The 14019-nt window shown below is 53.8% G+C and carries 13 protein-coding genes and 2 pseudogenes; 4 read left to right on the top strand and 11 right to left on the bottom strand.

Annotation, left to right across the window (positions count from 1 at the left end):
• Positions 1-9: 9 nt before the first annotated feature.
• The gene (locus ACZ5M5_RS15000; protein ID WP_103308110.1) at positions 10-549 is read right to left on the bottom strand and encodes a hypothetical protein; all 540 of its coding nucleotides are present in this window, start codon (positions 547-549) and stop codon (positions 10-12) included.
• A complete protein-coding gene (locus tag ACZ5M5_RS14995; protein ID WP_103308111.1) occupies positions 546-1646 on the bottom strand; it encodes a hypothetical protein in 1101 nt (366 codons plus the stop codon). Before ACZ5M5_RS14995 ends, ACZ5M5_RS15000 begins: the two co-directional genes overlap by 4 nt.
• A gap of 242 nt (positions 1647-1888) precedes the next feature.
• Here ACZ5M5_RS14995 and ACZ5M5_RS14990 point away from each other — a divergent pair, with 242 nt between their 5' ends.
• The 4 genes and pseudogenes from ACZ5M5_RS14990 (at position 1889) to ACZ5M5_RS14975 (ending at position 6785) form a co-directional block, all read left to right on the top strand.
• Positions 1889-4237, top strand: coding sequence for an AAA family ATPase (locus ACZ5M5_RS14990; protein WP_047542076.1), 2349 nt, complete (start codon positions 1889-1891; stop codon positions 4235-4237).
• A gap of 3 nt (positions 4238-4240) precedes the next feature.
• On the top strand, positions 4241-5341 hold the full coding sequence (locus tag ACZ5M5_RS14985) for an HNH endonuclease family protein (protein WP_256587135.1): 1101 nt from the start codon (positions 4241-4243) through the stop codon (positions 5339-5341).
• A gap of 471 nt (positions 5342-5812) precedes the next feature.
• A pseudogene (locus ACZ5M5_RS14980) lies at positions 5813-5941 on the top strand (transketolase family protein); the annotation flags it as partial.
• A 208-nt stretch (positions 5942-6149) separates the two neighbouring features.
• A complete protein-coding gene (locus ACZ5M5_RS14975) occupies positions 6150-6785 on the top strand; it encodes a LysE family translocator (protein ID WP_060742422.1) in 636 nt (211 codons plus the stop codon).
• 27 nt (positions 6786-6812) lie between these two features.
• Here ACZ5M5_RS14975 and ACZ5M5_RS14970 read toward each other — a convergent pair whose 3' ends face one another.
• From ACZ5M5_RS14970 to ACZ5M5_RS14930, 9 genes and pseudogenes are all read right to left on the bottom strand, one after another.
• Positions 6813-7601 carry a methyl-accepting chemotaxis protein gene (locus ACZ5M5_RS14970; RefSeq protein ID WP_464739384.1) on the bottom strand — a complete coding sequence of 263 codons (789 nt, stop codon included), beginning with the start codon at positions 7599-7601 and terminating at the stop codon, positions 6813-6815.
• 69 nt (positions 7602-7670) lie between these two features.
• Positions 7671-8702: pseudogene (locus ACZ5M5_RS14965) on the bottom strand (cache domain-containing protein); the annotation flags it as partial.
• A 35-nt stretch (positions 8703-8737) separates the two neighbouring features.
• Complete coding sequence (locus ACZ5M5_RS14960; protein WP_060743225.1) at positions 8738-9043, bottom strand: Lrp/AsnC family transcriptional regulator; 306 nt, start codon at positions 9041-9043, stop codon at positions 8738-8740.
• 49 nt (positions 9044-9092) lie between these two features.
• Complete coding sequence (locus ACZ5M5_RS14955; protein ID WP_060742423.1) at positions 9093-9854, bottom strand: ABC transporter ATP-binding protein; 762 nt, start codon at positions 9852-9854, stop codon at positions 9093-9095.
• A 51-nt stretch (positions 9855-9905) separates the two neighbouring features.
• Positions 9906-10616, bottom strand: a complete 711-nt coding sequence (locus ACZ5M5_RS14950; protein WP_060742424.1) for an ABC transporter permease — start codon at positions 10614-10616, stop codon at positions 9906-9908.
• Complete coding sequence (locus tag ACZ5M5_RS14945) at positions 10613-11341, bottom strand: ABC transporter permease (protein ID WP_060742425.1); 729 nt, start codon at positions 11339-11341, stop codon at positions 10613-10615. Before ACZ5M5_RS14945 ends, ACZ5M5_RS14950 begins: the two co-directional genes overlap by 4 nt.
• Positions 11342-11392: 51 nt before the next feature.
• Positions 11393-12175, bottom strand: a complete 783-nt coding sequence (locus tag ACZ5M5_RS14940) for a transporter substrate-binding domain-containing protein (RefSeq protein WP_060742426.1) — start codon at positions 12173-12175, stop codon at positions 11393-11395.
• Positions 12176-12348: 173 nt separating this feature from the next.
• Positions 12349-12666, bottom strand: coding sequence for a DMT family transporter (locus tag ACZ5M5_RS14935; RefSeq protein WP_060742427.1), 318 nt, complete (start codon positions 12664-12666; stop codon positions 12349-12351).
• 140 nt (positions 12667-12806) lie between these two features.
• The gene (locus tag ACZ5M5_RS14930; protein WP_192260349.1) at positions 12807-14009 is read right to left on the bottom strand and encodes a trans-sulfuration enzyme family protein; all 1203 of its coding nucleotides are present in this window, start codon (positions 14007-14009) and stop codon (positions 12807-12809) included.
• Positions 14010-14019 lie beyond the last annotated feature (10 nt).

Genomic DNA, 14019 nt, shown 5'->3' with positions numbered 1-14019 from the left:
GATGGGTCCTCACTCGTCCAACAGCGAAAGCGCTGCACTGAGCTGCGCATCAACCAACAGATAATAGGTGCGCTCCAGCTTCAACAATGGCACGCAATTGGGTGTCACCGCCAAACGCTCCCGAGACACGTGATCACCCAGACGCTTGATATGCCGTCCCAGGTTCTCCAGGTTCGTCACTCTGATGTGCAGCGTTACGTCACGAGCCTCCAACTGGTTGCGCAACGCGCTCATTTGCGCACTGAACTTCAGGTCACGCTCCTTGGCCTGTAAGCGAAATTGCTTCTCAAGCTCCTTGAACTCACGGCGAAGAGCTTCACCTTCGGCCTCCAGTGCCTGTGTTTTGCTTTTGGCTTGACGATAATCAGCGTAAGCCCCCAAAGCATCCAGAAATGCCAGCCCCGCCTCGACGAAAATCAACGGACTGGCGGCTTTACCCGTGCGCGCCATCGTATACAGGGTGCGGCTGACGCCACTGGTACGTTTGACCCGTTCCGTGGTTTTGTCGTCCCAGTCAAACAAGGTCGCGAACACATCGACAGTAATCACGCTAATTCCGCCGCTTCTTCGGTCATGAGGTTGTGGGACAGGGTGAACGCGTCAGGGGTGCGCTGTAGATGACGGGCCAACTGCACCTCATCCATTGAGCACAAAAGTTGCAGGATTCTGGCGTTGGTTTCTACGCAGAGGCCAGGCGCAACGGTCAACGAATCAAGTTCACTTGGCAGGCCGTCACCAAGACACATGGGCAGCCTGGCATGTCTGGCGTCCTCGCTCTCCACAACGGCAGCCGTGGTGAAATGGCTCAAGGTGCCCGAACTGACCAATTCAAGCCGGTGAACACGCGTGGACGGTAGCTCGACCGTCCACGGGAAATTCGCTATTGGCTTGAACACATGAGCAATTTCGACCACGGGCAAGGTCAGCGACGGCAGTGCATCCGACTTGCCATGATGATTGGACGTCTTCAGGCGCAATTGCAGTTCCCCGGCCGCGTACTCGATCGGCACCTGCAGCCCGGCTTGCTCACCCTCATCCATGCCCAGCTCGAACGCCCAGTGTTCAAGCTCGCTCGTTATCAACTCGCAATCGGCTCCCCAGCAATACTCGAGCAACTGCTTCAGACCGTCTTGCTCCAACAGCCCTCTGAGGCGGTTGGCATCATCAAAAAGCCTTGAGCGCCCTGCCCGACCTGTCCGACGAGGCACATGAGTGACAACGGTCGATGGGGCGTCATTCGCAGGTAATGTCTGTGGGTGTGTCGTACCGTAGTCGAACATCACAAAGTGCGCCGCGTGACGCGAAAGGGTGAAAGCGTCCAGCCAGACCGTGAGGCTGAAATCCTCAAGCAAGTGCTCCACTTGCACGATAGAGGTGCCCCGCGCCGTCAGCCACAGCAACGGGCCATTTTCACCCTCTTCTATTTGCACATACCGGTGGGCCTGCAGGTATGCCAGCTGATTAAGCAGCACGCTCTCGCTAAGCGCCGTTACCTCTATCAGTGCGGCGAGCGACAGCTCCTGTTCGATGGCTCTGAGCAAAAAACGCGATACACCGCCCATGCTGTCCAGCAGCCGGTGTGAGAGCGTCAGGCTGTACCGATCAAATGGCAGCAGAAAGGTTACGGGTTTGTCGATTTGAATCAAGGTCACAGTCCATTGAAGTACAGATTCTCCAAAAGCCCGAGGGCTCGACACGGGCGGGTGCCAGGTTATTGCTTGAAACAAGCCATTCCTGAAGCCGTGGACATTAGGAATGCCCCAATGACGCGTGACAGCCTTCGCGGACCATCACAGACTTTTCGATAGTGGCCCCATGCTATATCGTGCACCCTGTGTTTGGCGATGATCTGTGGCGGTTTTTTTCGCCGTGTCAGGGAAGATGAGCAATGCAACGATTTTTACGCAACAAAGTACCTCCCTCCATTTTCCGCGAAGAGCAATTCAGGAAGTCCAGAGAGCAACTGCTGGATTTCTTCAGTCTGGACACTCAGGAGCGCTCTCAAACCCGTGTGCCCATGGAAGACCTGGAACTGAATCTGAACCAGCTCAACCCTGTTTATGATGCGCTGGGACAAATGTTTCGATGGAAATGCGCATTTTGCGAAAGCAAGGACCATCCACTTCCCTACCGATTTCGACCAACGTCGTCCGCAACCTCTACGATGGGAGGGATTGACTCGCATCTCTACTATGTCTGGCTCGCCAATGCCTGGGAAAATATCTATCCCATCTGTCTGAAGTGTATTCCGCGTCAGCGTTCGTTCTTTCCGGTAAAGGGCAAACGTGCTCCGATTCCGAACCTTGAGCAATTGCGCCAGTATGCCGATGACAATCTCGGTTCATGGCGCTTCTCCACATACCGCGAGTCAGCCGTTTTGCTTGATCCGTGCGTTGATCAGCGTTTTGAAAAGCACTTTTTCCCCTCCGTTAATGGCGAGCTGCTGCCACTGTCTGAAGAGGGCGATATCACAATCGCCAATTTTCGCCTGGACCGTCCAGAATTGAATGAACTGCGGGAAGCCAGACTTCGGCAGTACCGTGAAGAACTATTGGCGTCTGGTGAACACCTGCCGCGATTACGCCAAGCTACCTTTCAGACCTATTTCGACTTCGCCGAACTTGAGTTCGGTGGCCTGTGGTACCTGCAATGCCGGCGAATTGCGCTGTACTTGTTACAAAGGGTTGGCCTGACAATGCCTACCGGCCGCTCCGGGGTGGCAAAGACACTGAAAGCCCTGCTTTTAGTCGGGGACTATCAGCAGACGCGTGAACAATTGCAGGTGTGGATTGAAGAAACTGACTTCGGCCGTAAAACCTTGAACATACCGCCAACGGACTATGGCGTTCTGGGCACTGCGCCAGACCAGCAGAAGACACCTGTGCCGCTGGTATACCCGTCCTTGCATTCCATCGAACTCCAGCATTTCAAGGCGATCGAGCACCTCGAATTGAATCTCGGCACACTCAGCGCCGAATCGCAGTTGAGCAATGAAACTCTACAGCCAGCACTGCTGATACTGGGTGAAAACGCCACCGGAAAAAGTTCGATTCTCGAAGCGATTGCGCTTGCTCTGAGCCATCCAGATACACCTGCCACCTTGAACCTGACACCTGGCTCCTTCGTACTTTCTCCAGCCCAACTGGGCTCGGATGACGTGGCCTCTAAAACCCCGGCACAGGTACGTTTGAGTTTCGACGAGGGGCAAGCCAAAGTCTTGAGGATTGATGACAACGTCTTTCGACCGGATGGACCGGATGATGTACCGCCAGTGTTCGCTTATGGCGCCTTTCGCCAATACCAGAAAAGATCTCCTCCGGCTCATGAAGCCGATCATGCGATCATCAACCTGTTCGAGACGGATCGCCTACTGGCCAATCCGGAGCACTGGCTGCTCGGGCTGGAAGGCGAAGACTTCAATGACGTAGCCCGTGCATTGAAAATCATCATGTCTGTGGACGGCGACATAAAAGTCATCGAAAAAGCGCCCGACGGTAAATCCTGCCTGATCGTGACGGTCCCCGCCGGTGTAGTGACCAGGACACCGCTCAATGATGTGTCCTCAGGCTACAGAACCATCCTGGCAATGGTATGCGACATCATGCAACGGCTCATGGACCGTCGCGTCCATCCACGTTTTCAAGGACTTGAGCATGCCCAGGCTGTGGTGTTAATCGACGAAGTCGAAGCGCACCTGCACCCGCGCTGGAAAATTCAGATCATGCATGTGTTGCGCAAGGCCTTGCCCAAGGTCACGTTCATCGCCACCAGCCATGACCCCCTATGTCTGCGCGGCATGCAGAAAGGAGAAGTCGTGGTCGTTCAACGTCGGTCCAAGGCTGGCGGGGCAAAGACTCAGTACGCCACGTGCATTGAGCAATTGAGTGATCTACCGGACTCCTCCCGGTTGACGATCGAGCAGTTGCTAACGTCCGATTTTTTCAATTTGATGTCAACTGACCAGCCGGAAATGGAGAAGCAATTGGCAAGCGTGGCCGATCTATTGAGCAAGCGCAAAAACAGAGAAGTGTTGACCGCCCAAGAACAGCGGGTCATGGCCTATTTCGAAGATGAGGTCAACGACGCGCTTCCCGTTGGCACCAGTGAGGCCCAGCGTGTCGTTCAGGAGGCTGTCGCCGAATTTCTTCAGCGGCGAAAGAAGGAGCCTTCCAGTGAGTGGGAAACGATACGTGTGGAAACCAAGACCAAAATACTGAGTATCCTCAAGGACTTTTGAACCGTGCGCTTCGTTGACCGATCCCTCGTGAAAAAGCCCCTGGCGATGTTGCCTAGAAAGACCACAGTCAGTGCCGCGGATCAGGAACTCACTGATTTAACCGCCTATTTCAAAGAAAAAACGGCTGCACTTGAGACCTTGGCGCGCGCCAGAGCCACGCTGGCGGCCGATGATCCGGTTGTGATTGAAGCCGCAAAGGCAGTGGACTCCTTGAAAAAACCCCTTTTCAAGACCTATCGCAAAAATTCGGTCAAAACCCAGTTGTTAGCGCTGTTTCATGGCAAGTGCGCGTATTGCGAAACGTTCTACCCTGCCGTGGCCCCGGTTGACGTAGAGCATTACAGGCCGAAGGGGGGCGTAAAGGATACTGACCATACGGGATATTGGTGGCTGGCGATGGATTGGGAAAACCTGCTTCCCAGCTGTATCCATTGCAACCGACTGAACGAACACATCACACCGGTGCTCTCGACCCAATTGGTTGAACTGCGCAGTGACCATTCAGGCTTCAGCAAGCAACGCAGGGCCACTACAGGCAAAGGCAATCATTTTCCAATCCTGGGGCCGCGCGCGACACAGGACTCGAGGGACTGTTCAACGGAATACGCGTTGTTACTCAATCCCTGCCGGGATGATCCACAAGAGCATTTAGCCTTCCATGTCGACTGCGAAAAGCTCATTGGGTTGGTGTTACCAAAGCCACACGATGGCGCGGGGCTACCTGAAGTCATTCCAACCCAAGATCTACTCCCGGAATTCAAAGGTGAAATTGATAAGGCGCTTGAAGACAAGCTCAGTCTTCGTGGCGCGGTATCGATCCATACCTACGGGCTGAACCGTTTGGGATTGGTCCAGGATCGCACGCGAGTACTGCGCCAACTCGCCTTTATGGAGGAGTCAGTAAAGGATCTTTGCGCGATGATTCTGAAACTCGAAGTGTGCAGGAATGCTCCGTGCGCGGATGAAAACAAGCGCATCATAAAACGAATGGAAGCATTGATAGACCGTACGGTGCGACATATGAAAGAGATGGCCAAGCCTCAAGCACCCTACTCGACGATGGTTCGCGAATATCTGGCTGGTTTCGAGAAGCGCCTCGTCTGATCAAAGCTTACCCGGCAGGCCGTCCATTCGCTTTCAACGCAGGTGTTCGATCCTTGCTGGCAACGCAACACAGCTTTGTCATCAAACAAATTGATAGCACCCTAACTAAAGGTGGATGGTAGGCTCTGAATCGCCCCTGGTTTCGTAGAAACCTCCAAGACCAGCAAACCAATTACGCGGATGCAATATTGGGTCGAACACAGCCGATCGGAGTTGCTGCTCTCGAGCGAGAGCGGATTAGCGTGTCCTTAATGAGCCCTGCAACCTACCTCCAGATCCAATGAGGAGTTACACCGAAAGCCAGTCACTGCCATACTGGAGTTCGTGAGAAATCGCCGCTCGCGAGCGCTCTCGTACTCTGTGTAACTGGGGGCAAAACTGGGGGCATCATTAGTTTTTTATGACCTGAAACTACCGTCCTAGAGCCCAGTCAAAATGTTTTTTGGCGACCCTGAGAGCCTTTAACACCAGGTTACGCCGACGTTCAGACAAATAGTGTTGCAGGACACGTTTCTCGATGTTGGTGCGCTTCCGACGTTACACGATCGCTACGGTATTTCTACCCAGGCTGTGCGCGCGCAGATCAAGGGTTGGTTGTAGGATTTAAAACTGCAGGGGCTGAATCATACCCCTTGAACACCGACAGTCTGTTTTGGGGTAAGCGTTATGCCTGAAAAGGCTGCACCGAACAAAAAATTTCCGAGAAGAACTAGAGGCGAACGGGTCAGATTTGGGCAACTGATGGAATGACGTGCACGTTGGAACCACTTAAGCTACTGGCTGTCATGCATTCTTCCAGAGGCTAACAATGTCATTTGATCTGCACCACTTACTGCTGGTATTCACAGCCTACATTGTGGGAGCTGCCAGCCCTGGCCCCAGCAACATGCGAATCATGGGCGTTGCCATGCACCAAGGGAGAAAGCCTGCGCTGATGCTGGCAACTGGAGTCATCAGTGGTTCTTTCTTCTGGGGGGCAATGGCCGCTACAGGTGTATCAGCCATTCTGCTCCAATTCGCACAGGCACTCTTCGTACTCAAGATAGTCGGCGGAGCGTACTTGCTGTTCCTTGCTGTAAAAGCTGGGCGATCTGCTCTGAGCTCTGATGAGCGAATTCAGAAGGCGTTAGCCGCAGCACCAACCGTTTCTGGCTTTGGCCTCTACCGGCGCGGCTTGCTTATGCACCTTACCAACCCAAAGGCTTTGCTGGGTTGGATCGCAACAATGACACTGGGGCTGGGACCACAAGCGACGCCTGAGACGGTTTTAATCATCCTGGCGGGCTGTGCCGTTTTGAGCATCACAATTTTCTGCAGCTATGCGATCGTTTTCTCAACAGCTCCAATGATTCGGGGTTATCGCAGGGCGCGCCGATGGATCGAAGGTACCCTAGCCTTAGTATTTGGAGCAGCAGGCTTGAAGCTGTTGTTTTCCCGCACATGACTTAATGCCGGCCCTTGTGGGGATGGCCTAAGTTCGGAAGCCATCCACCAACTGTTTGAGTCGTGTGGCTTGTCGTTCAAGATCGTCACAAGCAAGCAGTGTGGCCTGCAGGTTCTCCACCCCTTCCTGGTTGAGGGTTTTGATCTCGGTGATGTCCATGTTCAGTGAATCGATAACTGAAGTTTGCTCTTCCGTTGCTGTCGCTACCGACTGGTTGATTCCGTCAATCTCGCCAATGCGCTGACTGACACTGCCCAGCCGCTCACCGGCCTGGTTGGCGATAATCACACCGTCCTTACTGTAGCGTTCGCTTTCTTTCATGGTGAGTACCGCCTCACGTGCCCCCATCTGAAGCTCTGCAATCATTGTATGGATCTCCTGGGCTGAGGTCTGAGTGCGGTAAGCCAGGCTACGGACTTCGTCAGCCACAACAGCAAAACCACGCCCGGCTTCACCCGCCCGCGCGGCCTCGATCGCAGCATTGAGTGCCAGCAGGTTGGTTTGTTCGGAAATGCCTTTGATGACTTCAAGAATCCGCCCGATATTTTCCGTCTTACCATTCAGCGCCTCAATGTTGCTGCATGAGGTGCGGATCTTTCCTGATAGCTCGTCCATGGCATTTATCGTTTGTGTCACTACCGCGCGGCCATCTTCTGCCTGGCGTCGGGCATCCGACGCCTGAAGGGAGGCGTCACCCGCGTTGCATGCGATTTCCTGGGCCGCCGCACCCAGCTCATTAATTGCAGCGGCAATACTGTTGGTGCGATTGGCCTGGTCGTCCGAGTTTGATATGGAGGCGCTGGAGGTCTGCGTCACGCGCCTGGCCACTTCATTGACATGCTCGGTGGCAAAAGACACCTCACGTATTGAGTGCTGGATGCGCTCCACAAAAAGGTTGAAGTCTGCGGCCAATTCTCCGAACTCATCTTTCGAGTGCGCACCCAAGCGGCGGGTAAGGTCACCCTCTCCCTGGGCGATATCCCGCATGGTTGTACCCATCAATCTCAGGGGCCGCATCAGTACGCGAATAAGCAGGCCCAGCAGAAGCAGCGTGGTCGCCACGGCAATAACCATCGCCAAAATGGCGGAAGTGCGAAAATCACCAAGTGCGCCATAAGCTTCGCTTTTGTCGATGGACAAACCGATATACCAGTTCACCGAAGGCAGTCCTTTGATCGGCGAGAACATCAAAACTTGAGGTTTTCCGTCCTGCTCCGTCTCGCTGATATGAGAGCTAAGGGATGGCGTGTTCAGCGGGTAAATATCGCTCAATTGCTTCATCACCCGTTCTTTTTCGGGATGAACCAGCACCCTGCCATCTGCGTTGACCAGAAAGGCATAGCCCATTCCACCCAGGTCGAGCGAGCGGACTATGGTCGACAGCGTCTCAAGTGTCAGGTCCCCGCCTACCACCCCAAGCGCCTGGCCATCGTGACTGACCGGCGTTGCAATGGTCATCATCAGTTGGCCCGTCGTCACGTCCAGGTACGGCTCGGTCAGCGTGGTTCCTCCGACAGTCATTGCGTCCGTATACCAAGGTCGGGTGCGAGGATCGTAATCAGCGGGTAGGTCGTCCTTTGGCCGGATGACGAAACTACCGTCACGACTGCCTAGATAAGTGAAGGTAAACGTCGAGAGCAACGACCTCTGCTCCAGCAGCCGCGTGATGTGTTGCGACGCGGGATCATTGGCAACCGTCTGGGCAATATGATCAACCAGAAGTATCCGCCCAGAGAGCCAGGACTGAACGCTTGCAGCCGTGATCTTGCTCATTTCCTCGAGGTGGTTTTCAAGGTTCGTGCGGATGGTTTTGCGTTGAATCGAGTCGTTGTAAAGCGTAAAAAGCGAAAACGCTGCGACAACAACGAATGATGCCGCAAGCAATACCTTATGACTGAACTTCAGGTTCGCAATCATCATGGTTTATCCATAGGCTTGGAGTGTTGTAATTGTTATTCGATACCAAGGTGCGTCGATGAAGGCTTGATGACGCCCAATTGTGGATAGGCCAGCAGTTTCTCGAGGTGCAGTTCAGTGCTCTCCAGCCAGGTCACTAGAACCACCAGTGACAAACCGGGTGATAGCTTATGCTCGTCAATGAATGCCCCGTAACCGCGGATGGCGCCCAGCCTATCCAGCTTGCGAACGCGTTGCTGACAAGGGCTCTCGCTCAAGTGCACCAGTGAGGCGAGTTTTTTATAAGTGATGTGCCCATTGCTGCGCAGTACGTCGACGATGGCCGCGTCGATGCGTCCCAAACACTCAGGGCCGCGTGGTTCTTTGTTCCGCCGGTCATAGTCAAGGCATTCACTTAAGCCCATTGGACAGAAACTGCTGCAGGCGCTCGCTTCTGGGGTTATCCAGAATTTCAGGTCCACCCTGCTCTTCAACCAGTCCTTGATGAAGAAACAGCAACTGGTTCGACACTTTGCGTGCAAACCCCATTTCATGGGTCACCATGATCATGGTGCGCCCCTCTTCAGCAAGGCCCTGGATGACTTTGAGAACCTCGCCCACCACCTCAGGGTCAAGCGCCGAGGTGGGTTCGTCGAACAGCATGACTTCGGGCTCCATGGCGAGGGCGCGGGCGATCGCTACCCGCTGCTGTTGACCTCCGGAAAGAAACGCAGGGAACTGATCGGCAATACGGGCAGGCAAGCCGACTTTATCCAAGTACCGCCGCGCACGATCTTCTGCGTCTTTTTTGCTGACCCCTAGCACCCGCCGCGGGGCAATGGTGATGTTTTCCAGCACGGTCATGTGCCCCCACAGGTTGAAATGCTGGAAGACCATGGCCAAGCGGGTACGTAGTCGTTGCAGCTCACGGTCATCCGCCACACGTAATCCAGCATGATTTTTAACCATGCAAATTGGTTTGCCATCCAAACTCATGGCACCGTCGTTGGGTGTTTCGAGAAAATTGATACAGCGCAGGAACGTACTCTTTCCCGAACCACTGGCGCCGATCAGACTGATGACATCGCCCGTTTTGGCTTGCAGGGAAACACCCTTGAGTACTTCATGGGTACCGTAACTTTTGTGTAGCCCGTCAACTGTCAATTTGTACATGTTCGCAATCATCCTCTAAGAGTTCGGGGGCGGCCCTGTCAGACACAGGACTCAGTGAGTCGGCCCTAAGAAAGCCAACCAATGACGTTCGGCAATTCGGAACAAACCGACCAGCGCAAAGGTCACCGCCAGGTAAATCAGCGCCGCAATCCCAAACGATTGAAAGGTTAAAAAGGTCGCAGAATTCGCGTCACGGGCGACTTTGAGAATGTCCGGCACCGTGGCGGTGAATGCCACCGTGGTTGAGTGCAGCATCAAGATCACTTCGTTGCTGTAATACGGCAGCGAGCGACGCAAGGCTGACGGCATGATCACGAATGCGTAGAGCTTCCATCCCGAGAGGCCATAGGCTTTTGCCGCCTCGACCTCGCCATGGGCGATGTTGCGAATGGCTCCGGCAAATATCTCTGTGGTGTAAGCGCACGTGTTCAAAGCGAAGGCAAGAATGGTGCAGTTCATTGCATCGCGGAAAAATGCATCCAACAAAGGCTGAGCACGTATTGCCGCCAAGCTATAGATCCCCGTGTAGCAGATCAGCAGTTGGATATAGAGCGGTGTCCCCCTGAACAGGTAGGTATAAAATTGCACCGGCCAGCGTACGTAAAACCTGGGTGACACGCGTGCGATGGACAATGGAATAGACACGATAAAGCCGATGAAAAGCGATGCACTGAGTAACCACAATGTCATGGCCAGACCCGTGATTTGCTGGCCATCGCTGTAGACGAATGACCTCCAGTACTCCTGCAGTAGTTCAATCATCGCGCCGCCTCCCGTGAACCCGCGGCGTAGTGTTTTTCCAGACAGCGCAGGACGAAGTTGGAGATGCTGGTGATGATCAGGTAGGTCAGTGCAGCCAGCACCAGGAAAAAGAACAATTGGTAGGTGCTTTTTCCTGCGTCCTGGGCAGCCTTTACCAAATCAGCCAGACCGATGATCGACACCAATGCGGTTGCTTTGAGAATTACCATCCAGTTGTTACCCAGCCCCGGGAGGGCAAACCGCATCATTTGCGGGAATACCACAAAGCGAAAACGCTGGGCGCGACTTAACCCATAGGCGGTAGCGGCTTCGACTTGGCCACGGGGTACTGCCAGCATGGCGCCACGGAAAGTTTCGGTGAAATAAGCCCCGTAGATAAAACCAAGGGTAATGATTCCTGCAACGAAGGGATTGATTTCGATGTACTCCCAGCCCAATGCCACCGTGATGACCGTCAGCCAGGTTTGCAGGCTGTAGAAAATCAATAGCATCAGTACCAGATCGGGCACCCCACGAATCAGCGTGGTGTAGAGCTGCGCCGGCAAGCGCAGGAGCTTGAGGCTGGACAGTTTGGCGCTGGCGCCAATCAGCCCGAGCAATACGCTGAGCGCAAGGGCGGACAGGGACAGCTTGACGGTCATCCAGGCGCCTTCGAGCAGCAACGGGCCGAAGCCTTGCAGGCTGAATGCGGAGAGCCCCAATGCGCCTAATAGTGTTTCGAACATGATCAACAACCTATAGCGAAAACGCCCATCCAGCGGACGAGCGCCGGATGGTTATTTGCCGCTGTAAAGATTCAGATCGCCAAAATGCTGCTTCTGGATCGAATCATAGGTCCCATCGTCGTGAAGGGCCTGGATCGCTTTATCCAGCAAGGCCTTAAGCTCTGTATTACCCTTGGCGATGCCGATGGCTGTTTTGGAGGGAAGATAAGGGCTCTCTACCGACGGGCTCATTTCGTATTCAGCGCCCTGAGGTGAGGTGATAAAACCCAGTTGGGCTTGAAGCGTATCCTGAAGGGATGCATCCAGCCGACCCGCTACCAGGTCGTAATACACCTGATCCTGGTTCTGATAGGACTGGATTTTTACCCCAGCTTTGTCCAGCACGGCCTTGGCGTAGGCTTCCTGGATACTGCCTTGAAAATAGCCAACTGTTTTGCCTTTGAGTGATGCCACATCTGTGTTCAGACCCGAACCTTTCTTGAACACATAGGACGTGAACCCGGAGAAAAGCTCGTTTGAAAAATCAATGGCTTTTTCGCGAGTGGCCGTCACAGTCATGGATGACAGGATGCCGTCAAACTTGCCGGCCCTGAGGCCTGGAATCAGGCCATCAAAATCGCTTTCCACCCAGATGCATTTGACTGAAAGCTTGGCGCAAATCGCGTTGCCCAGATCAATATCAAATCCCTTGAGGCTACCATCGGCGGCCTTGGACTCAAACGGTGCGTAATTGGCATCTACGCCGAAACGCAAGGTGGAGTATTCTTTGGCCGACACTGCACTTGTGCACAGCGCCAAGCCCATTACTAAATACAGCTTCTTTAGCGAAATCATAATTACATCCCTAGATATTGTAGTTTGATTAAGGGCAGTAAACATCTGACAGCATTGACCGTGACACTCATTATTATTTAGCGAGACCTGCGTCTCGACTTGAACGTTACCTGAGTACGGCGACTTTACGAATATGGCAAATTGAACGTTATCACGAGCAAAATGCTCGTCCCTCAAGCAGACACCAGCTTCATCATTAGCAAACCACTGACAATCAATACGGCAGCTACAATTCGCAACAGCGTGGCGGGTTCACCCATGAAGAAAATACCCGCCGCAAAAGCCCCCACAGCGCCGATCCCCGTCCAGATGGTGTACGCCGTACCCAGCGGCAAGCTCTTCATCGAGAAGGATAAAAGCGCGAAACTGGCAATCACGGTGATAAATGTAATGACCGTTGGCACTAATCGCGTAAACCCTTCAGATTGTTTCATCGAAAAAGCCCAAATCACTTCAAGTAAACCCGCAATGATCAAACTCATCCAAGCCATGAGTAACTCCCAAACTATAAAAACGCAAATACCGTTCGCGCCAGGCGCAACTACTATGCCAACGTTATTAAAAAGACCCCGCGAGTACGGGGGTAAAGACGGGTTGACCAAACCCTGGTTACTTAGCGCCCGTATTCAAATCACTTGAATGTTGCGTCCAGTGCGAACGTAATATCCTTGATCAAGTCTTCTGGGTCTTCCAGTCCTACAGAAAAACGCAGATGACCGTATTGGCGGAACTCTTCGGGGTACTTGTCAAAGCCACCTCGACCCTCTGCACCTACGTGCACGATCAGCGATTCGTCATGCCCTAATGAAACGGCCGACGTGATGATGCGCAGGTTCGACACAAAGCGGTTCTGGGTATCAGGGTCACCCTCTACGGCAAATGCCATCACCGCACCATAGCCCTTTCCCGCAAATTGCCGGCGCGCCAACTCATGTTGTGGGTGGGAGGGCAAACCGGGGTAGTAGACGTAGGCAATCCGATCATCGCTGTCCAGAAACTGAGCCAACTTTTCGGCCGTGTTCAACAATTGCTTCAAGCGTAGAGGCAACGTGACCGAGCCGCGCATGATCATCCACGCGTTGAACGGCGAAATGGTCGCGCCGAGGTCAACCAATGCATCATTCTTGATCTTGTTGATCAGCGGATTTGAGCCGATCACCACCCCGCCCATGGCATCACCATGACCATTGATGTACTTGGTCAGTGAGTGAATGACGAAGTCGACGCCGTGTTGACTCGCACGGAAAAATGGAGGGGGTGTGAACGTGGCATCCACAGAGATCAGCGCGCCATGGGCGTGTGCAATCTCAGCCAATGCAGCAATGTCCGCAACTTTCGTGGTGGGGTTGGCGATCGTTTCAGTGTGGATCAGCTTGGTATTGGGGCGAATGGCGTTACGTACCGATTCCAGGTCACCGACGTCTACGAAGGTTGCCTCAATACCGTAACGTTCAGGCAGCAGTTCGGCGAAAAGCCGCCAGACCGCCTGGTAGGTGATGTCACTGACAATGACGTGATCACCACTTTTCAAGAATGAAAAAAATACTGAATGCAACGCAGCGACACCGGTCGCGAATACAACCGCGTCTTCACACCCCTCAAGGGCTGCGAGTTTCTTCTCAAGGCAAACCTGGTTGTGGCCTTGATTGCGTGTGTACACGAGCCCGTCCGGGCTCGACCAGTCCATGGTCGCTGGATCTTCCGGCAAGAGATAGGAGTTCGCCATGACCAATGGCGTACGGACGGCGCCACTGGTGACATCCGCGACATTGCCGCCATGAACAGCCAGCGTTGCTGCAGATAATGTCGAAAGATTGTGCTTGTCGGGGCGCATTTCGTTTCCT

The organism is Pseudomonas sp. Van50, assembly GCF_055390755.1.
This window is presented reverse-complemented; position numbering and strand designations above follow the sequence as displayed.

Bases quoted from the DNA above. Each gene is read 5' to 3' on its own strand.
- ACZ5M5_RS14940 (WP_060742426.1), bottom strand. From the start codon at position 12,175: ATGATTTCGCTAAAGAAGCTGTATTTAGTAATGGGCTTGGCGCTGTGC.
- ACZ5M5_RS14955 (WP_060742423.1), bottom strand. From the start codon at position 9,854: ATGTACAAATTGACAGTTGACGGGCTACACAAAAGTTACGGTACCCAT.
- ACZ5M5_RS14950 (WP_060742424.1), bottom strand. From the start codon at position 10,616: ATGATTGAACTACTGCAGGAGTACTGGAGGTCATTCGTCTACAGCGAT.
- ACZ5M5_RS14975 (WP_060742422.1), top strand. From the start codon at position 6,150: ATGTCATTTGATCTGCACCACTTACTGCTGGTATTCACAGCCTACATT.
- ACZ5M5_RS14945 (WP_060742425.1), bottom strand. From the start codon at position 11,341: ATGTTCGAAACACTATTAGGCGCATTGGGGCTCTCCGCATTCAGCCTG.
- ACZ5M5_RS14935 (WP_060742427.1), bottom strand. From the start codon at position 12,666: ATGGCTTGGATGAGTTTGATCATTGCGGGTTTACTTGAAGTGATTTGG.
- ACZ5M5_RS14990 (WP_047542076.1), top strand. From the start codon at position 1,889: ATGCAACGATTTTTACGCAACAAAGTACCTCCCTCCATTTTCCGCGAA.
- ACZ5M5_RS14930 (WP_192260349.1), bottom strand. From the start codon at position 14,009: ATGCGCCCCGACAAGCACAATCTTTCGACATTATCTGCAGCAACGCTG.